This is a genomic window from Nocardia sp. NPDC047648, assembly GCF_040642815.1.
Taxonomy (GTDB): domain Bacteria; phylum Actinomycetota; class Actinomycetes; order Mycobacteriales; family Mycobacteriaceae; genus Nocardia; species Nocardia gamkensis.
The window spans coordinates 113,637-132,658 of sequence record NZ_JBEYSX010000006.1 but is presented as its reverse complement, the minus strand read 5'-3'; the positions used below and the strand labels follow the sequence as shown (position 1 = coordinate 132,658).

Here is a 19,022-nt window from a genome sequence, read left to right as displayed (position 1 = left end):
TCCCGGCAGCCTCGGTCGACGCGGTCCGCGACGGACAGCTGCGAACCCGTCGAGTCGCCAGGACCTTCGGTGCCGCGACGTCGTCCGGACGGTCCAATGGGGACAGCCAGGGACATTCGGCGGTCAGAGGTCCTCGATGTCGATCAGCCCATCCTGCAATGCGCGGGCAACGAGGGCGGCCTTCGTCGGCGCGGGCCGGCCGACCGCGGCGTACTTGTCCCTGATCCGAGCCAGATGGGTATTGACCGTTCCCAGCGAGATGTACAGGCGCCGACTGACTTCCAGTTTGGAGTCCGACGCGATCCACGCCAGCAGCACCTCGATCTCCCGACCGCTCAGCGCCGGACGCTCCCGCGCCCCCAACGCGGCGGGCAGCGGGTCGTTCCTGTGGTCGAACGCGACACTCATGAATTCTTCCTTTACAACACTTCGATATTGTTTTAGAGCTACTCGAAGGCGCGCTGCCGATTCCACGGGAACTCGGCGCGCCACAGTTCTTCACCCCTGCTTCGCGGCGAGACCAGCCGAAACGTGTCTCGCGAGAGGAACCGGTGGACAACAGAGCAGGATTCGTGACAACGACGAATCCGCCGGCCGGTGGACGACAGCGACCCGACCGGCCGGGGTCGCGGACGCCTACCGCCGTCCGAACAGATCGCGCAGACAGACCCGCAACAGGGCAACGGTCCCGACGAACAGCGTGAAGAAGATCAGCGCACGCGATAGATCACCGGAGTTCCCGGCGTTGCCCGTATAGGCGGACTGGCCGTAGAAGAAGTACGCGATGTCGAGGAGCAACATCCCCGCCAGCACATACCAGGTCCAGAGGCGCCGCCGCGGGCCGTGGTTGATGCTTATCCGCTGTCGGCCACCATTGTTGGCGAAGATGCTGCCGCCGTTGTTGGCCATGTTGACTTGATTGTTCGCGTTGGGATTGTTGTTCGATCCCGGCGAAGGGTGCATTTTCATCTCCTGCCGGGGCCGTCCAGCCTGATGCGTTGGGTCCCGTTCTGATTGGCGTTCACGATGCCGCCTTCACTCGCGACGTTGACCTGGTTGTTCTGCGTACCCGGCGCGGCCGCCCGCTGCCGATCGTCAGGCCTGCTTTCGACCTGCGGGGCGAGTCGCCCGAGTAGGCCGCGGACGTCTTCTTCGAGCGTCCGGTAGCGAATACGCCAGTACTGCAAACCGGATAGGTCGCGAATGTCATTCGGAAGCTGCTCCCGGCTCGGCAGCGGCGTGTCGTCCAGCACCACGGGGACCACACGTATCCCGCGTTCGAATGCGGTGCACAACTCCAGCCGCACCCAGTCGCGCGGGTTGTCGATCCGACGACGTCCGCGGCCGTCGCGCGCCTCGAGCCAATGCGGGCCGATCACCGACACCATCGTGTCGCACTGCTGGAGCGCCCGACGTATCCGGCGTGCGTACAACACGCCCAAAGCCAGGGAATCCTCGTCCCGGAAGACGCGCGCCCTGCCGAGATGGTGGGCCATCTGCTTCGATATCTCGTTGACGGCGTAGACGCTGTCGACGATGCGGTAGTTCAAGAATATCTCCGTCAACTGGGGCACTCCTCGAGGACGGTTATCAGCGCAGCACGGCGCGATGGTGAAGATTTATGATGCGGAATAGCGGAGACAGGAATTAAACCGACCAGTTCGTTGTACCCCTCGCGTGACATCCTTCCGGATGTCTCGCGGTCACAAATCTCGTCCTCGACCGAAACACCACGGTTTTCGAATACAAGTCTGCACTCGAACCCAGATCCGGGCGACCGGAACAGCAAACGTTCGGTCATATACCCGACCGGGTGCAGCAAACGACCTCGCCGCGAAAGATTCTGGTTGGTTTATTTCCCTACTTTGGTCGACTTCCCGCCACCGGCGCTCGGCAGTCGACCCCACGCTGAGCCACGTGTCGATGTTCAGTGTAGGTCGGCGTATTCCTTCCTCGTCGCCGCGACGCATCGAAGCGGCGTTGTCGTCTCATGGTCGCCCCCGACGTATCCGGTCCGAAGACAATGCCGCCCAGCGCGATACCGCCTGCGCCGGCGGCCCAGGATTTCCAGCCGCGAATTACGGCTCGCTCTCCAGCATCCAGCGGGCAGCCGACCGGCAACAGTGGTTGTCCGTTGCCGCTGCGAACGGCAACGGACAACCAGTCGTTCAACGCCTCGACAGGGCGGACATGAGAGCCGGTTGGATGTCGTGCAGCGCGGAGTGCCCGCGGTAGCGTCCGATCGTGCGAGCGAACTCGCGCAGATCGGCGCGGATGGTCATCGAGTCGACCGCACTGATGATGTCGAGCAACGGCTCGATCAGTGCGCACGCTCGGTCCAGCTCACCGAGCGCCGCGTACACCAACGCCCGGCGGGTGCCGAACCGAGCACGGTCACGGTCGGACTGCTCGAAGTTCTGCGACAACGCACGATCGAAGAGAACGGCGGCTTCCCGGAGATTGCCGAGGTCGTAGTGGCACCAGGCCTCGATGAGCACAGGCCGTTCATGCAGCGCTGACGGCCCCAGCGCGTTGTCCCCGGTGCGGTGTGCCGCGTCGTACAGGCTCGCGGCCTTGTCCAGCGCTCGCATCGAACTCGAATCGTCCAAGCCGATGGCGTACCCCTGCGCGGCTCCGAGCGCGGCCAGCCAGCGGATCCGAGGGTGGACGGCGTGGTCGGCGAGCACTTGTTCGGTGAGGCCGGTCGTCGCGGAGGAATCGCCGCGATACAAGCTCAGCACCGCCCGGCGGACGAGCGCGTAGCTGGTCATGTGTTCGTCACTGACGGCAGAGGCGTGCAGGACCGCCTGATCGGTCCACCACAAGGCGCCCCGCTCGTCACCGCACTCTTGCGCCATCCATCCGGCGAACTCCGCGGTACGCGCGGCGTGCAGCAGCAGTCGCTGACGTAGCTCGCCGGTGCTCCGCCGCGCCGAGGTGACCGCGGCATGCGTCTGCGTGACGACCATCGGCAGCACGATGCTCGGGCTGCTGGTCCGGCCGAGCTGTCTCGTCTGCTCGAACATCGCGCTCAGGCCGGGCAACACGACGGCGGAGCCGGTGAGCACCGGAGGGAACGCGGTCACCGGCGGCGCGTGCGACTCCCCGAGGTGGAATGCACCGGAACCATCCACTTGCAATCGGACGAGCCATTCGGCCTCCGAGTAGATGCCGTCATCGATCTCGGGATCGCCATCCGGTTGCGCTTCCGGAGGAGCGAGCATCAGCAGATCGCCGCCGGCGGACAGGACCGTGTCGCAGATGCGCGCCAGCGCCGCGGAGGGCGACTTGTGCCCGTTCTCTATTCTGCTCAGGTGGCTCGTGCTGTAGTGCACGCGTTCGGCGAGCTTCCCCAGGGTCATCTTCTGCTCGACTCGGCGTCTGCGCAGCTCCGGACCGAACTCAGCACTTGCCATCATCACCTCGGATCCGTTGCCTGCCGGGGCGTTTCGTCCACGACGAGATACTCCGACGAACCTGCAACTGCCCCTTCGAGCCGGGGCCGACCGGCTACCACACCCCTTGTTGCTGCGAGTCTACCGTCCACCGCTTCTCGCGGTACGCGAATTCGTTGTCGGACAATGCCCGTACAGTCGATGCGCCGATGCCCTGATCCGTCCATCGCGGACGTCCCGCTCCTACTGCCGTACCCTGGCGACTCGGACGTGAATTGCTTTCCGCCGGAGAAGAATTGGGGACGGAATGGATACGGATCATCGAGTCAAGCACCTCGAGATGTTGCAATCCATCATCGCACGGTTGAGTCAGCAGTCGTTCACGGTGCGCGGATGGTCGGTGACTCTGGTCTCGGTGATCTTCGCGCTGCTCACCGCGCAGGCTCGGCAGGGATCGGGCCTGATACTGCTGGCTTTGGCGCCCACCTGGATCTTCTGGGGTCTCGACGGGTACTACCTGAGCCTGGAACGCCGCTACCGTCAGCTGTTCGCCTCCGTCGCCCAGCAGTTGCGAGACCCGGCAGCGACCGGATCGCTTCTGTTCGACATGACCCCCGCTTCCGGCCGTCCGGCTCGCGATTTCGCGCGAGCGGTCGTCACCCCCAGCGTGGCCGCGATTCCCGCTGTGCTGACCGCCCTGATCATCGGCTACCGGATAGTCACGATCATCAACGGTTGAGCGGCGGCCGCGCACGGGTATACCTACCCCCGTCACACCACCGGTCCCGGCCGCATACGGCGAAGCCCTGGCAGTCGATGCTGCCAGGGCTTCGCCGTACCGGATTCGCTCAGTGCTTGGCGAGTTCGGGAGTCGCGGCCTCGAATTCGTCGGCTTCCGCAGGGGCGGCGGCCCTGCCCGGCAACAGCACGGCCATGACGATCACGAGCAACGCCAGAGCCGCCGACACAAGGAAGGCCAGGCGCATGCCGTCGAGATGGGCGGTGACGAGATCAGCGCCTTCCGCGGCGCGGGTGGTGGCGTGCGCCGACATCACCGTCACCACCAGTGCGGTACCGAACGCCGCGGCGACCTGCTGCAAGGTGCCGAGCATGGAGCTGCCGTGCGAGTACAACTGCTGCGGCAACGCACCGAGACCGAGCGTGAACACCGGGGTGAACGCCGCCGCGAGCGACACCATCAGCAGAATGTGCAGGGCCAGCAGCTGCCAGTACGGCATGGTCATCGAGATCTGAGTGAACCCGGCCAGCGACACCGCGATGCCGATCGAGCCCGGAATCACCAGCAGGCGCCCGCCGAACCGGTCGAACAGGCGGCCGACCGTCGGTCCGAGCAGGCCCATCGCCAATCCGCCCGGCATCACCAGCAAGCCGGTGGCCAAGGGGCTCAGACCACGCAGGTTCTGCAGGTACAACGGCAGCAGGATCATCGATCCGAGCATCGCCATGAACGCCACCGACATCAGGATCAGCGCCTTGGCGTAGGTGCCCGACAGCAGGACCCGCAGATCCAGCAGCGGCGTGCCGGTGCGCTGCAGGCGCAGCTGACGCCACACGAACCCGGCGATCAGCGCCGAGCCCGCGGCGACGATCAGCGCCGGGCCGGTGAGGTTGCCGCTCTCGAACCGGCTGAGCCCGAATACCAGACCACCGAATCCGAGCGCCGCCAGCGCCACGCTGGACACGTCGATCTGCCCGGCTTGCGGTTCACCGACGTTCTCCAGCTGACGCAGACCCAGCCAGGCGATGATCCCGGCGATCGGCAGCACCAGCACGAAAAGCCAACGCCACGAACCGATCTGCAGTACCGCTCCGGAGATCACCGGACCCATCGCGGGCGCGACCGAAATAGCCAGGGTGACGTTGCCCATCACCCGGCCCCGGTCCTGCTCGGGCACCACCGTCATCAGCGTGGTCATCAACAGCGGCATCATCACCGCGGTGCCGAACGCCTGAACGACTCGCCCGAGCAGCAGCACCGCGAACGACGGGGCGACCGCCGACAGCGCGGTACCGGCGAGGAAGACGCCCATCGCGGCGGCGTAAGCGTGCCGGGTGGACACGCGCTGCAAGAACCAGCCCGTGGTCGGGATGACCGCCGCCATCGTCAGCATGAACGCCGTCGACACCCATTGCGCCGCCCGGTCGGTGATCGCGAGGTCCTCCATCAACCGCGGAATCGCGTTGATCATGATGGTCTCGTTCAGGATCACGACGAAAGTCGCGAGTACCAGCACCCGGATGACGGTCGGTGTCCGCCCTCCCGAGGCGGGAGCGGATAATTCGGCGGACATCGGATACCTCCGGGGCAATGGGTCGTTGACAAGAACATGTGGCCCTGCGCCGAGTCACCGGATCGGGTCCCGGCGCCACAGCAGTAGAGACGGCGTCGATTGCTCGAACTCATCGGGCGCGGGTCAGTATTCCGGTCGGCACCGACAGAAATCACCCGATTTTCCGGCCGACCCACCTCACACGCCTACCAGAAACCGCTGTTCAGCAGCCGCTCCCACCAGGTGCCGAGACCGAATCGTGAGCCTGGTCACTGCCCGCGAACCATTGGTTTCGGGCTCGCCGCCCGCTCCCCACGCCGACCTGCGGACGAAGACCGCGATGTCGTCGAGAGCATCCTCGACTCGCCCGGCGATCTCGGGCTCGGCGGTGCCGGTCAATTGTCGGCGAACAGAACCTAGCGACAACTTCGCCTCAGTCGAACTGCCCCACCCCTCGGACAACAGCGTGCACCCATAGGACGACCACACTGCTTGTTCATGTTCGTCCAGTGCCGCACGGCCCACAGTTCGCCGACTGAAACCTGCTGTTCCCCCCGAAACGGAAAAACCAGGGTCGAACTGATACGTTCGCCCTGGTCACAGCTCCCCCATCTGGACTCGAACCAGAAACCTGCCGATTAACAGTCGGCTGCTCTGCCAATTGAGCTATAGGGGATTGCCCTTGGCTCGTCCGGTTGGTATCGGGCGGGCCGAGGAGAAACTCTAGCGTATCGCTGGGCGGGAGCCCAAATCGTGTCGCTACCTGCGACTTGTCCGGGTGGGCGTGGTGCGGAGCTATCGGGTGTCCGGATCGACAGGCGCGTGGGGCGTCGGGCAGGATGGGGGCGGCGAACTGGCAACTGGGAGGAGCACATCGAGATGCTGCGGTTGATCATCGGCGTGGCGGCCGGGTACGTACTCGGCAGCAAGGCCGGGCGGGCTCGCTACGAACAGATCAGCGCCGCGACCCGCGCGCTGACCGAGAGCCCGGTGACTCGCAAGCTCGTGCTCGTCGGCAGGCAGAGATTGTCGGACAAGCTCAGCACCCGTCCCCGCCTGGAGCCGATGGAGCCGCTCGACGAGCGGACCACCGTGCTGGTGCCGCACGACCAGCTCCGCCGCTGACCCGCCGCACCCTAAGACCTTCCCGCGCCGTGCGAGGAATTCCGCGCGTACCTGCACCGACGCGGCCGGACGCTAGGCTCCGGTGGCGAAGTCCCCGTGGCTGCCCATCGCCTGGGTGAGCAGGCTCTTGCGGTACTGCTCCAGGGCGACGAGGTCGCCGAAGAGGGCGAAGTAGGCGTCCGGCTGTTCGGTCGAGGAGACCCGCTGGAGCTTGGACTTCAGCTCGGCGATCTGCCTGCCGACCCAGGCCTCCTGGGTGCGCGCCAGGACACCGGCGACGAAGCGCGGGATGTCGGCTTCCGTTTTCACCGGTAGTGGCTCGTTGGCCAGCTCCGAGAGCAGGGCGCGAACCGTCAGGTCGTCGGTGCGGTCGGCGACGGCATTGACCCACTCGGCGCCGCCCAGCCCGATCGCCGTACCGCCCACCTCGGCGATCAGGGCGCGCAGGACGGCGTAGGCGGGATGGGTGAAGGCTTCGGCCTCGAGCGCGTCGAAACCGGCTCCGGCCATCGCCGGGTACTGCAATGCGGCGGCCAGCACCTGACGTTGCGGCAAGAGCGTGGGATCGTTCGGATTCGGCCGTGCCGCAGGATGTTCGGCGACCACTTCGCGCGGCGCGGGCGCCCGCCCGACGCCGGTGGTGCCGCCGCCGTTGCGGTGCCGCTTGGCTTCCTCGCCGACGCGGCGCACCACGGTCTGGATGTCGTCCCAGCCGACCCAGCCCGCGAGTTTGGTGGCGTAGGCCTTGCGCAGGGCGTTGTCCTTGATCTGCGCGACCACCGGCACCGCGCGGCGCAGCGCCTCCACCTGACCCTCGGCGGTGTCCAAGTTGTGGTCGGCGAGTAGGCCGCGAATCACGAACTCGTACAGCGGGGTTCGGCGGGCGACCAGGTCGCGCACGGCGGCGTCGCCGGAGTGCTGCCGCAGTTCGCACGGGTCCTGTCCGTCCGGGGCGATCGCGATGTAGGTCTGACCGGCCAGCTTCTGATCGCCTCCGAAGGCTTTCAGGGCCGCCGCTTGGCCCGCGGCGTCGCCGTCGAAGGTGTAGATGATCTCGCCGCGCCAGAAATTGTCGTCCATCATCAGGCGGCGCAGCAGGGCGAGATGCTCGTCGCCGAAGGCCGTGCCGCACGAGGCGACGGCGGTCTTGACCCCGGCCAGGTGCATCGCCATGACGTCGGTGTAGCCCTCGACCACGACCGCCTGATGGCCCTTGGCGATCTCGCGCTTGGCCAGGTCCAGGCCGAACAGCACCTGAGATTTCTTGTACAGCAGCGTTTCCGGCGTGTTGATGTACTTGCCGGGCATGGTGTCGTCGTCGAAGAGCTTGCGGGCGCCGAACCCGATGACGTCGCCGGACAGGTTCCGGATCGGCCACAGCAGCCGCCGGTGGAAGCGGTCGATCGGGCCGCGCTGACCCTGCCGGGACAGTCCGGCCGCCTCCAGCTCCTTGAAGTCGAAGCCCTTGCGAAGCAGGTGCTTGGTGAGGGTGTCCCATCCGGCGGGGGCGTAGCCGCAGCCGAAGGTGTGCGCGGCCGCGGCGTCGAAATTGCGCTCGGTGAGATAATTGCGCGCGGCTTCGGCTCCCGGCTCGCGCAGCTGGGCGACGTAGAACTCGTGCGCGGCCGCGTTCGCCGCGACCAGCCGGGACCGGGTGCCCCGGTCGCGCTGCACCGAGGTGCCGCCACCCTCGTAGTTGATCTGGTAACCGATCCGGTCGGCCAACTGCTCGACGGACTCGACGAACCCGACATGCTCGATCTTCTGCATGAAGGCGAACACGTCGCCGCCCTCGCCGCAGCCGAAGCAGTGGAACAGTCCGTGATTGGGCCGCACGTGGAACGACGGCGACTTCTCGTCGTGGAACGGGCACAGGCCCTTCATGGAGTCCGCACCGGCGCGCTTGAGCGCGACGTACTCCCCCACCACATCTTCGATCCGGACGCGTTCGCGTATTGCCGCGATATCGCGATCTGGAAGTCGTCCGGCCACGGCAGAGAGTCTAGGCGAACGCGAGGCCGACGCGCCCGGGCGGCTCCGCACAGCGAGTTCCGCTCGCGCCTGCCGACGAGCGGGCCACGGCGGCTCGGTGCCCGCGCTTCGACGGGGTCATCGCGTGGTCGAACCGGAATCGATCGCGCGAGTGTCAGGAGCGGTCGAGCCCCGCGCGGATCGCCCCGATCGTCTCGGCCAGTCGTGCCTGGTGGGAGCCCTGCCAGTAGATCCGGCCGCAGTCGCGGCACCGCCGGAAGGTGTCGTAGTACCGACGGGTGAGCGGTTGCAGCCGATCCTCGACCTCGGCTTTGGCGACCTCGTCGACGACGCCGCCGCAGCGCAGGCAGCGGGTGAACGGATCCAGGCGCGCGACGAGATCGAGCCGCCGGATCACCTCGACGACCTGGTCGACCGGCCGATCCGACCGGATGTAGACGCCGTGTGTGACATTGCGGCGCTTCAACAGGCCGCGGTCGCGGGTGAGCAGGATCCGGTGCTCGGCCGCCGACAGCTCGGCGAGTTCGGCGTCCGCGGCCTCCCACCGGCAGCGCACGTCCAGGCCCATCAGCCGCATCAGCTTGGCGAGGCCGCCGAGATTCACGTCCGCGAGGAACCGCGGCTCACGCAACGGGTGCGGGCGAACCCTGGTCACGCGGCCGATGTCGAGCGTCTCGAAGACGGGATACGCGGTGATCCGCCCGCCGGGCCGTGGGTGATGGTCGAAGTGCACCGGTTGTCCGTCGACCAGGACCAGGTCGACCTCGGTGTGCGGGACGCCCGCGGCCTCGATGACGTCCTTGACGGTCTGGTGCGGCCGGTAGGGCCGCCGCAGCACGGTGTACCGCTCGCCGGGCCGCAGGAAGTCGTTCAGCTCGGCGTAGACCCGCAGGTCGACGCTCATTCGACGAACAGCGCCATCGACGCCGTGAATCCGTGCAGCGCGTTGCGGCCCGCGATGGGCCCGATCTCGCCGGCGGCGAAGAATCCCGCGAGCGGGATGCCGTCGAGCAGGTCCTCGATCGTGGTGGCGTCGTGATCCGCGACCCCGAACATCCGCCTGCCGCGTCCGTTGCAGGTGAACAGCAGCGCACCGGCCGGACGCCCGGGAAGATCGGTGCGCGCCCGCGCCAGGGCCGCACGCAGGTCCTGGTCGGCGCCGATCGCGTCGCGGACCTGGAATTGAACGGTCGTGCCGACCTCCACGACGTCACCCACCTCGATCGCCCCGCTGGACGGATCGGCGCCCAGGAGGCCGCGGATCAGGAAGTCACCCTGGCCGGGCTCGGCGAGATGCTCGTCGACGACGAATCCGATCTGCAGGCCGCGCGCGAGTTGTTCCTGCTGGGCGAGCGGGAGCACGGCCACGATCTCGCGCAACCGCTCGATCGGGGGCAGGCCGCCGAGCCCGGTGATCACCGTGCCGTCCGCGCCGGTGACGGTGTAGGGATAGCCGATCGGCCTGCAGCCCTGGGACACGATCGGCACGCTGCGCAGGCCGGGAAGGCGCACGCCGACCGCGCCCGAGGTCACCACGGTGTGGTCGCGGAACAGACGGCTGCCTTCCGGGCCCCGTCCGCCGCTGACCAACCCGCCCATCACGACGGTGCCGGGCAGATCCGTGTTCACGTACTCCAGCAGGAGATCGGCCGGGAACGAGTAGGGGTCGGGCAGCAGCAGGTGGAAGTCGCGGGCGGCCTTGTCGAAGCGGTAACCGGCGAGCAACCCGCCGCTCGCCGTGCGGAGGAAGTCCAGCTGGAAAGTCTCGGCGGCGGGCAGTCCGGAGGCCAGCCACACCACCACCGCGGGCTCGTCCTCGATCTCGCGGCGACCCGCCACGATGGCCTGCGCCACGCATCCGATCAGCGCGGGCACCCGAACCGTCCGGTGGACGCCGTACAGCACCTCCACGGCATCGTCGGTGTGGACGCGGGAGGCGAGCAGCACAGCGAGCGACGGCGCTTCGCCCGCGAGCTGGTCGCGGGCGCGCGCTGCGGCTTCCCGGCCCGCTCGCCGCGCTTCGGACGCGGTGGAGAGCCCTACTCCGATCCGCACCCCTCCATGGTAGCCAACTGGAAGCTGTAACGAATACCATTGCCGCACAAGGCAGTTCATCATAGCGATGAACAGCACCGGGCCGGGGGCGGCGAGCGTGAGTCGACCGCCCGGCCCTTCGGCATCGAGAGCAGGGCGATAGGGATGCGGGCAGGTTGCGATTCGATAGCTGTTCGGCGGCTCGCGACCCATCGTCGATCTTCCCAGCCCCGAGAGGTCCGGCCGGTCTGAGCGACAATGACGCGATCACAGTTTGCTTTACGGTCACGCGAGATCAGCATGTCGGCGCACCGCGGCACGACCTGATGAGGACAAGCGGGAGACATCGTGAGTCAGCCGTCGCGGATCGACACGGGCGAACTGCGGGCGATGGTATCGACACTGGAGCGGCTCATCGCCGATGCCTCCCGGACGGTCGGCGCGTTGAAGGCCGCCATCGCGTCCGCCGAGGCGCAGCTCAGCGACCAACTCGACCATGCGAGCGCACTTTCTGCCCCGGTAGCGGAGTCCTTGGCTCCGGAGGCTGTGCCCGAAGCATCGGCCGCGCCCGAGCGGCAGGCGATGCCGACCCCGTGGGCCCGAAGAGCCTCGGCGTCGACGCCGTGGTCGAGGCGGGTCGTCCGACCGTGCCCGACGGCGCCGAGTGCGCCGGTTCGGGCACCCGCGCCGGGCGATGCGGTGGCGGAAGTGCCCGCGCCTGCACGGCCACCGGCCGCCGCGCGCTACTCGAAATTCGACCCCGCTGCTCGTCGGACGGATGCCGTTGACGACCCGATATCCGTCCGGAGCACGGATATCGCACACAGCCCTCCCTCCACTCCGCAAGCCATCACCGTCGATTCGGCGCTGATCCAGAGGCCGGGCCCGGCCCCCATCCCACGAACCGACGACGTGTCCGTCCGCCGGACGAATGCCGTTGACGACTCCACAGCGATCGGGCCGACCGGAACCGCATCCGCCCCGCCGGTCGAGAGTCGCACCCCGGGCTCGAGGCAGGCGAACAGGACCGACGAGCCGGCCGGGCGCCCACAGATCGATGTGACAGTGCAGAAGCCGCCATCGGTCCCGAAAATAGATTTCTCGCACCACCCCGAGCCCCTGCCCCAGCCCCCGACTACGCACCACCGCGAATCAGCCCCGCGAGCAGACAGCGCCGACGGTTTCACGCCTCGCCGACACGTCGACATCGCAGACGACTCGACACCGCTACCGACCCCGGCAGACCCCGCCCCAGGCGCGCCGAGCGGCTACGCACCGATTCGACCGACCGAAGTCGCCGGTTCCTCCGCCTCGGCCCGTACCGACTCCCCGGACATCCTCGAGCTCGACGACGCACCTCATCCCGAGACGGCGCAGTTCCTCGAGGTCGCCCAGGACGAACCGATACGGCAGACCAGCGACGCGCAACCGGCCCCTCCCACGGATTCAGCTGGGACGTCCGCACCGCAGCGAGATATCGCTCCTGCCCCCGAGTCCGCATCCACACCACACAACGCAACCACCCCCGACTCCACACCCACACCACACAACGCAACCACCCCCGACTCCACACCCACACCACACAACGCAACCACCCCGCAGCCCGAGTCCACGCCCGCAGCCGCGCCCGCACCACCCGGACCCGCCGCACCAACGACAGACGCGGACCTTCTCAGCCAGATCGACATGCCCGAGGCCCGCGGGCCCGTCCCGGCGGACGGCGGGCAGCGTTCCCCCATCGACACCGGAGACACAGGGGGCACCGAGACGAGCGGAATTCCGCACCCTCCGTCGACCGCCCATCGAAGCGACACCGCTACCGATTCCCCGGCCGCCCCAGCGTCCGAGATGGCAGGCGACTCCACCCATTTGCGAAGAGACGCCCCCGCCCGGTCGACCGACGCCGCGCTCCCGAGCGATCCGCCGAATGGTTCCCCAGCTACCGCCGCACCCAGCCCGCCGATCGAGACTGCGGAGCCGCTCGCCCGCAGGCAGCCGACGACCAGCGCACACGGCGCGGTAGGGGCGGTCGCTGCCGAAGATTCGACCTCCGCACCGGAGAGCGATGCCGCGCGCCACTCCGCCCATATCCACCCGACCGACGTGGCGGATCCCAGGGTGGCCGATCCGCGAATAGGCTCCACGCCCCTCCAGCAGACCGACCCCGGTGACGAACCCCTGTCGCGCCGACGAACCGACACCACCCCCGCTGCTCTCCCCTGGCTCGACACACTGCGCTTTTCCTGGATCGACGCCGCGCGCGGCGGCGCACTGGTCCCCCCGCCGAGTGCTGAATCGGCGGAAGGCTCCTCGGTCCCCCGCAGGGACCCCGGACCGCATCCGCCGACCGGCGATGCGGACGACCGCACCCCGGCCCAGCGAACCGACAGTGCCTCCATGGAACGCATCGGCCCCCGGTCTTCTCCGGAACACATCGTGCGGGCCGACATCACACCTGGGCAGTGCAGCAGCACCGACGACATCGAAGCCGACCGGAAGACCGGCCGCACGACTCATCAGGCAACCGGCCGTCGAACTGATTCGCCCGACCGCACCGACGCGGCCGAACTCAGCCGACGAACCGACGCCCCTCGACCGCCTGCACCGATCGACGACACTGCTACAGACCACGGGCCCGGACCTGCTCAGCGGACGACCACCGCTGCCGGCTCCGCCGCTGTCGACGCTGCTCGGGAAGGCACACGGCCGCCACAGGCGCGCGAGGCCGTCTCGCCGATCGCCAGCCCCGGCGCTCCTGCCCAACGGACCGGCGACGCCGCGGCCGCTCGGAGAAACAGGCCCGCACACGTCGAGCCGAGCAACACCACATCACGCCCCGCCGTCGCGGAGCGGACCGAGACCGTTGACGGGCCCGAGGCGCTTCGGATCGTCCGGGAGATGTCGGCGCGGCACGGGGTGGAAGTCGTCGGGTTCGACGCGGCGGACGTGGACGTTCAGGTGGTCCGTGAGATCGCGTCCGCCATCGATGAGCTGCTCGCGAAATACCCGCTGCCGCTGCAGGGCGTCGAGCTGACCGACGGCGCGGAATCTCGCCCGAGGCCGGATCGCACGCCGACGGCGAAGCAGGCGGCGGAGTCCGCGATCTGGATCGTCCTGGACCGGGCAGCCCTGAATCCGCCGCGCGCGGCACCGGTGGAGACGCGAAGAGTGTTTCGTAGACGTGGGCCCGCCGAGCGGCCGGTGTACAAGGCGGTCGTCCGCGAATTCGCGGGGGCATTGGACTTGGCGGGTGGTTTCCGGGCTCGGCAAGAAGCGTTGCGGACGTTGATCAACGAGTCCCTGCGCGGCGGCGGGGGTGGTGCCGGGCTGCTGGATCCCGGCCGGGCCTTGGTCGACGGCTTCACCGAGGTGGTCCTGCGGGGAGAGCGAGCGGGGGCGTCGGCCAAGGAGTTGCACGCGGCGCTGGTCAAGATGGCTCGAGCGGAGTCCACCGACGGCCTGTCGGCGTGACGCCACCCGGTCTCAGACGTTCAGTTCCACCGCGACCCGTTCCAGGCGGCTTTCGGTGTAGGAGGCGATCTGGTCCACGACGACGCGCACGCGAGCGGTGTCGTCGATCGCGGCGTTCCAGAACGGCAGCAGCAGCGGATCGAGGCTGTGCGGGGCGGTGGCCAGCAAACGATCGGCCACGGCGAGGATGCGTTCGCGCTGCGCGGCCTGCCGCAACCGGTGCGCCGGGTCGGACATGACGTAACGCAACGCGACGGTCTTCAGCAAGGCCACCTCGGCGGCGACGATGCGCGGTACTTGCAGGTCCGCCGCGTAGCGGGACACCGGTTCCGGACCGGCCACCTCCCTCGTCGCCATGATCGCCGCGGTGGCGAAACGGCCGACGAGCTCGCTGGTCAGGCGCTTCAGCGCCACCGAGGCGGTGAACGTGCCGTCGTATGCGGTCACCGCCGCGACCACCGGGAGTTCCGATAGTCGTTGCGCGGCGGCGATCAGCTCGTCGGCGGCCAGCGAGTGCTGGAACTGACCGAGTGCCGCCAGCGCGTCCTGTTCGGCCGGGTCGGCCAGCGCGCGCAGGTCGATGCGGCCCGCGATCACGCCGTCCTCGACGTCGTGCACCGAGTAGGCGACGTCGTCGGACCAGTCCATGATCTGGCATTCGAGGCTGCGGCGCCGGTCCGGCGCTCCCTTGCGGATCCATTCCAGACGCTCGGTGTCGACCTCGTAGGCGCCGAACTTGGTGCCGGGACCCGTTCGGCCCCAGGGGTATTTGATCGCCGCGTCGAGCGCGGCACGGGTGAGGTTGAGGCCCGCACTGGCACCGTCGAGTTCGAGTACTTTCGGTTCGAGGCGGGTGAGGATGCGCAGGTTCTGCGCGTTGCCTTCGAACCCGCCGAACGCGTCGGCGAAGGTGTCGAGGGCTTTCTCGCCGTTGTGGCCGTAGGGCGGATGGCCGATGTCGTGGGCGAGACCGGCGAGGTCCACCAGGTCCGGATCGCAGCCGAGTCCGTCGGCGATGCTGCGGCCGATCTGGGCGACCTCCAGCGAGTGGGTGAGCCGCGTGCGTGGGGTGTCGGCCTCTCGCGGACCCATGACCTGCGTTTTGTCGGCCAGCCTGCGCAATGCCGCGGAGTGCAGCACGCGGGCCCGGTCGCGCGCGAATTCGGTCCGGTGGCCGATCTCGAACTCATCGCGCGGCGGGCCGAGCCCCGCGGTCTTGGCGCGCTCGACGACGAGGCGTTCGGTGTCGTGGTCGGTGTACCGGGCGCTCAAGGTCTCACTGTCCCGCCGTGTAGGGGAAGTCCGCTGCGAAGTGGGTGAGCTGATACCAGAGCAGGGCGCCGGTCTCCCGGGCGATGCCGTGCGCCTGGGATTCGCGGGTGTAGACGGCGGGGCCGGTTCTGGTGGGCGCGGTCCACGCCGACAGACCTTCGTCCCTGGCCATGGTGCGGGTGCGCAGCGAGTGCCAGGGATCGCTGACCAGCACCGCCGACGACATGTCCCGCGCCCGCATCGCCGTCGCCACCGCTTCGATGCTGCGCAGGGTGTCGGATCCGGTCTCGACGGCGAGGATCTTGTCGCCCGGCACCCCGCGCGCCTGCAGGTAGTTCTTGCCCGAGGCGGCCTCGGTGAACAGATCGCCCTCCTGCTTGCCGCCCACGGTGATGACGCGCGGCGCGACACCGGCGCGGAACAGCTTGTACGCCTGATCGAGTCGCGCTTCGAACACCGAGGACGGGGTCCCGGAGTACTGTGCCGCGCCGAGCACGACGATCGCGTCGGCCTTCGTGTAGTCATCGACGCGCGCGACCTGCCACACGCGCAAAGCGGTCCCGCCGACCAGCACCGCGCCCATCACCACCGACCCGATGACCAGCCGCCGGGTCCAGCGCAGCAACCCGGCGCCGAAGCCGTGCGGCCGGGCAGGGTCGGGAGCCGGGAGAGCCCGGGTGCGCATCGTTGGCAAATCCACTCCCCAAGTCTGCCAGGAGCGGCGCCGACCCCGGACCGGCAACCACCGGTGCCGGTTACCAGCCCCGCGCTCGCCAGTCCGGAAGGCTGGGGCGCTCGGCGCCGAGGGTGGTGTCGTCGCCGTGGCCGGGGTAGACGACGGTGTCGTCGGGGTAGCGATCGAAGAGTTTGGCCGAGACATCGGTGAACAGGGAGGTGAAGTCTTCCGGGGCGGTGGTACGCCCGACGCCGCCGGGGAACAGCGAGTCCCCGGTGAACAGGTGGGTGCGTCCCGCCCCGTCGGTGAGCGCGAGGGTGATCGAGCCCGGCGTGTGCCCACGCAGGTGGATGACTTCGAAGACCAGGTCGCCGATCGTGACGGTATCGCCCTCGTCGAGCAGCCGGTCGGGGCGGACCGGCAGCGGGTCGGCGTCGAGCGGATGCGCCGCGGTGGGCGCTCCGGTGGCGGCGGTGGTCTCCCGCAGCGCCATCCAGTGGTCACGATGCTGATGGGTGGTGACGATCAGCCGCACCTGCCCCGGCGCCTCCTGCTCGACGAGCGCCGTGATGCGCGGCGCCTCGTTGGCCGCGTCGATGAGCAGGGCCGCGCCGGTGCCGGTGCATTGCACCAGGTAGCAGTTGTTGTTCATGCCGCCGACGGACATCTTGACGATGCGGGCGCCGGGGACGTCGCGCTGCTGCGGATCGGAATCCGGGGACACGTGGCCGCTGTAGGAGCGATCGATGGTGATCACGAAACGATGCTAGCGAGCTAGATTCGTGCCATGTCACTGCCGCCGCGGATCGGCCTCGTTCGCTTGCTCGCGACCAGCGTCCTGTTGGCCGCGATCGCCCTGCTCGGCGTTCCGGAGGGCGCGGCGGAGCCGCCGTCGCGGATGAGCACCTACGTGGAGGATTCCGCAGGCGCGCTGGATCAAGGGCAGCTCGATCGGGTGCGCGGTGCGGTGGACCAGCTCTACGCCGACCAGCAGATCCGGTTATGGGTGGTGTACGTACGCGGCTTCGACGGGCTCGATCCGCAGAAGTGGGCGCAGCGCACGGCCTCGATCTCCGGGTTCGGCGGGCGCGACCTGCTCCTCGCGGTCGCCACCGAGGACCGCGCGTACTGGCTGGAGGGTGAACTGCCCGGCGGCGTCAGCGATTCCGAACTCGACAGCATGCTGATCGGCGAGGTCGAGCCCGCCCTGCGCGACGGGCGGTGGGCCGACGCGGGGATCGCGACGGCCGACGGGCTGGACGCGGCCATGCGCGGCGGCGGGGTGAGCGTGCGCGCCTTGCTCGTCATCGCTGTGCTGGTGGTTCTGGTGGCGGCGGGCCTCGTCTGGTACGCGCGCAAACGGCGTCGTGACCGAGCCGAGGCGGAGCTGGCGGCGGCGCGGCAACTGGATCCGGAGAACACGACGGCGCTGGCGGCGCTGCCGCTGGAAGCGCTGCACGCCCGCTCCCGCGAGACGCTGGTGGAGATCGACAACGCGATCCGCACCAGCGGCGAGGAACTCGAACTCGCCACCGGCGAGTTCGGCGCCACCGCCACCACGCCCTTCCGCACCGCGCTCGACAACGCGAAAGCCGCTGCCGCCGAGGCCTTCGCGATCCGGCAGCGCCTCGACGACGCGATCCCGGAGACCCCCGAAGAACAGCGCTCGCTGCTGGTCGAGCTGATCGGCGCGGTGGGGCGCGCCGACCGCGAACTCGACGCGCAGGTAGCCGAATTCGACGCCATGCGTGATCTGCTGCTCGACGCCGCGGGCCGGCTGGACGCGCTGACCCGGGACATCGTCGACGTCACCGCCCGGACACCCGGCTCGGAAGCCGAGCTGAACCGGCTCGCCGCCACCCATCCGGCCGGTGTCCTCGCGCCGATCGCGGACAACGTGCGGATGGCGCGGGAGCGCATCGCGTTCGCGGAGCGGAACATCGACGCGGGCCGGTCGGCGCTCGCCGAGCCGGTCGGCGAGCAAGGCGGCGCGGTGGCCGCCATTCGTTCCGCCGAAGCCGCGATCGGGCAGGCCCGCGCGCTGCTCGACGCGGTCGACAACGCCTCGAGCGCCATCCAGCAGGCCCGCGACGGCCTACCGGCTGTGCTGGACGAGCTGCGCCGCGACCTCACCTCCGCCACCGAACTCTCCGCCTACGGCGGGCCGGAGCTGGCGGACGCCCGCACCGAGGCGCAGTCCGCGCTGGAAAAGGCGACGTCCACGGCGGACACCGATCCGCTGAGCGCCTTCCACGACGCGGTCACCGCCGACGCCGATCTCGACCGCGCCCTCGCCGCCGCCACCGACCGCAAACTCGCCGTCGAGGATCTGCGGCGCAGGCTCGACGGCGCACTCGGCGACGCGCGGGCCAGGATCGGCGCGGCCGCCGACTATGTGACCACTCGGCGCGGCGGCATCGATGCCGAAGCGCGCACCCGCCTCTCGGAAGCTCAGCGCAACCTCGACGAGGCGCTGCGGGTGGGCGCGAGCGATCCGGCCCGTGCGCTGCGGCACGCGCAGGCGGCGGCGGATCTGGCCGGGCGCTCCCTCCAGGCGGCTCAGGCCAGCGTGCGGGTATGGGAGGCGCAGCGGGCCCCCTCCGGTGGCGCGCAGGCGGGGGCGGTGCTCGGCGGCATCCTGCTCGAAGGATTGCTGCGCGGGGCGGCCGGTGGCGCGCGCCACTCCGGAGGCGGCTGGAGCCCGGGCTCGTTCGGTGGTTCGTCCGGCTCCCGGCGGATCGGTCGCGGCGGGAGATTCTGATCGGG

Annotated in this window: 15 protein-coding genes and 1 tRNA gene; 4 read left to right on the top strand and 12 right to left on the bottom strand. The window is 69.0% G+C overall.

The features are described from left to right. Positions 1-123: 123 nt before the first annotated feature. From ABZ803_RS15105 to ABZ803_RS15090, 4 genes are all read right to left on the bottom strand, one after another. The gene (locus ABZ803_RS15105; protein WP_357037490.1) at positions 124-408 is read right to left on the bottom strand and encodes a helix-turn-helix transcriptional regulator; all 285 of its coding nucleotides are present in this window, start codon (positions 406-408) and stop codon (positions 124-126) included. Between the two features lie 228 nt (positions 409-636). Continuing rightward, a complete protein-coding gene (locus ABZ803_RS15100; protein WP_040865663.1) occupies positions 637-963 on the bottom strand; it encodes a hypothetical protein in 327 nt (108 codons plus the stop codon). A gap of 2 nt (positions 964-965) precedes the next feature. After that, on the bottom strand, positions 966-1,565 hold the full coding sequence (locus ABZ803_RS15095) for a toll/interleukin-1 receptor domain-containing protein (protein WP_357037486.1): 600 nt from the start codon (positions 1,563-1,565) through the stop codon (positions 966-968). Between the two features lie 603 nt (positions 1,566-2,168). Beyond that, a complete protein-coding gene (locus ABZ803_RS15090) occupies positions 2,169-3,419 on the bottom strand; it encodes a helix-turn-helix domain-containing protein (protein ID WP_357037483.1) in 1,251 nt (416 codons plus the stop codon). A 316-nt stretch (positions 3,420-3,735) separates the two neighbouring features. Here ABZ803_RS15090 and ABZ803_RS15085 point away from each other — a divergent pair, with 316 nt between their 5' ends. Further along, positions 3,736-4,134, top strand: coding sequence for a hypothetical protein (locus ABZ803_RS15085; RefSeq protein WP_357037480.1), 399 nt, complete (start codon positions 3,736-3,738; stop codon positions 4,132-4,134). 109 nt (positions 4,135-4,243) lie between these two features. On the opposite strand, the gene ABZ803_RS15080 is transcribed toward ABZ803_RS15085, so the two are convergent. After that, complete coding sequence (locus ABZ803_RS15080) at positions 4,244-5,707, bottom strand: MDR family MFS transporter (protein WP_357037477.1); 1,464 nt, start codon at positions 5,705-5,707, stop codon at positions 4,244-4,246. A gap of 582 nt (positions 5,708-6,289) precedes the next feature. Beyond that, positions 6,290-6,362 (bottom strand) — tRNA-Asn (locus ABZ803_RS15075). 203 nt (positions 6,363-6,565) lie between these two features. Between ABZ803_RS15075 and ABZ803_RS15070 the strand changes: the two genes are divergently transcribed. Continuing rightward, positions 6,566-6,811, top strand: a complete 246-nt coding sequence (locus ABZ803_RS15070; RefSeq protein WP_357037474.1) for a hypothetical protein — start codon at positions 6,566-6,568, stop codon at positions 6,809-6,811. A gap of 72 nt (positions 6,812-6,883) precedes the next feature. Here the strand turns inward: ABZ803_RS15070 and dnaG are convergent, their stop codons facing one another. From dnaG to ABZ803_RS15055, 3 genes are all read right to left on the bottom strand, one after another. Next, entirely contained in the window at positions 6,884-8,803 is a 1,920-nt protein-coding gene (dnaG, locus tag ABZ803_RS15065; protein WP_357037471.1) for a DNA primase, read from the bottom strand. Between the two features lie 154 nt (positions 8,804-8,957). Next, a complete protein-coding gene (locus tag ABZ803_RS15060) occupies positions 8,958-9,707 on the bottom strand; it encodes a Mut7-C RNAse domain-containing protein (RefSeq protein WP_357037468.1) in 750 nt (249 codons plus the stop codon). Next, a complete protein-coding gene (locus ABZ803_RS15055; protein ID WP_062969729.1) occupies positions 9,704-10,858 on the bottom strand; it encodes an FIST N-terminal domain-containing protein in 1,155 nt (384 codons plus the stop codon). The genes ABZ803_RS15060 and ABZ803_RS15055 overlap by 4 nt, the downstream gene beginning before the upstream one ends. 2,877 nt (positions 10,859-13,735) lie before the next feature. Between ABZ803_RS15055 and ABZ803_RS15050 the strand changes: the two genes are divergently transcribed. Next, entirely contained in the window at positions 13,736-14,308 is a 573-nt protein-coding gene (locus ABZ803_RS15050; RefSeq protein WP_357037465.1) for a hypothetical protein, read from the top strand. A 12-nt stretch (positions 14,309-14,320) separates the two neighbouring features. On the opposite strand, the gene ABZ803_RS15045 is transcribed toward ABZ803_RS15050, so the two are convergent. The 3 genes from ABZ803_RS15045 to ABZ803_RS15035 form a co-directional block, all read right to left on the bottom strand. Then, on the bottom strand, positions 14,321-15,580 hold the full coding sequence (locus ABZ803_RS15045) for a deoxyguanosinetriphosphate triphosphohydrolase (RefSeq protein ID WP_357037462.1): 1,260 nt from the start codon (positions 15,578-15,580) through the stop codon (positions 14,321-14,323). Positions 15,581-15,584: 4 nt separating this feature from the next. Beyond that, the gene (locus tag ABZ803_RS15040; RefSeq protein ID WP_357038116.1) at positions 15,585-16,265 is read right to left on the bottom strand and encodes a YdcF family protein; all 681 of its coding nucleotides are present in this window, start codon (positions 16,263-16,265) and stop codon (positions 15,585-15,587) included. Positions 16,266-16,335: 70 nt separating this feature from the next. Beyond that, complete coding sequence (locus ABZ803_RS15035) at positions 16,336-17,013, bottom strand: MBL fold metallo-hydrolase (protein WP_357037459.1); 678 nt, start codon at positions 17,011-17,013, stop codon at positions 16,336-16,338. A 30-nt stretch (positions 17,014-17,043) separates the two neighbouring features. Between ABZ803_RS15035 and ABZ803_RS15030 the strand changes: the two genes are divergently transcribed. Beyond that, entirely contained in the window at positions 17,044-19,017 is a 1,974-nt protein-coding gene (locus ABZ803_RS15030) for a TPM domain-containing protein (protein ID WP_357037456.1), read from the top strand. Positions 19,018-19,022 lie beyond the last annotated feature (5 nt).

Bases quoted from the DNA above. Each gene is read 5' to 3' on its own strand.
- ABZ803_RS15105 (WP_357037490.1), bottom strand. From the start codon at position 408: ATGAGTGTCGCGTTCGACCACAGGAACGACCCGCTGCCCGCCGCGTTG.
- ABZ803_RS15100 (WP_040865663.1), bottom strand. From the start codon at position 963: ATGCACCCTTCGCCGGGATCGAACAACAATCCCAACGCGAACAATCAA.
- ABZ803_RS15090 (WP_357037483.1), bottom strand. From the start codon at position 3,419: ATGATGGCAAGTGCTGAGTTCGGTCCGGAGCTGCGCAGACGCCGAGTC.
- ABZ803_RS15085 (WP_357037480.1), top strand. From the start codon at position 3,736: ATGTTGCAATCCATCATCGCACGGTTGAGTCAGCAGTCGTTCACGGTG.
- ABZ803_RS15080 (WP_357037477.1), bottom strand. From the start codon at position 5,707: ATGTCCGCCGAATTATCCGCTCCCGCCTCGGGAGGGCGGACACCGACC.
- ABZ803_RS15070 (WP_357037474.1), top strand. From the start codon at position 6,566: ATGCTGCGGTTGATCATCGGCGTGGCGGCCGGGTACGTACTCGGCAGC.
- ABZ803_RS15060 (WP_357037468.1), bottom strand. From the start codon at position 9,707: ATGAGCGTCGACCTGCGGGTCTACGCCGAGCTGAACGACTTCCTGCGG.
- ABZ803_RS15050 (WP_357037465.1), top strand. From the start codon at position 13,736: ATGTCGGCGCGGCACGGGGTGGAAGTCGTCGGGTTCGACGCGGCGGAC.
- ABZ803_RS15040 (WP_357038116.1), bottom strand. From the start codon at position 16,265: ATGCGCACCCGGGCTCTCCCGGCTCCCGACCCTGCCCGGCCGCACGGC.
- ABZ803_RS15030 (WP_357037456.1), top strand. From the start codon at position 17,044: ATGTCACTGCCGCCGCGGATCGGCCTCGTTCGCTTGCTCGCGACCAGC.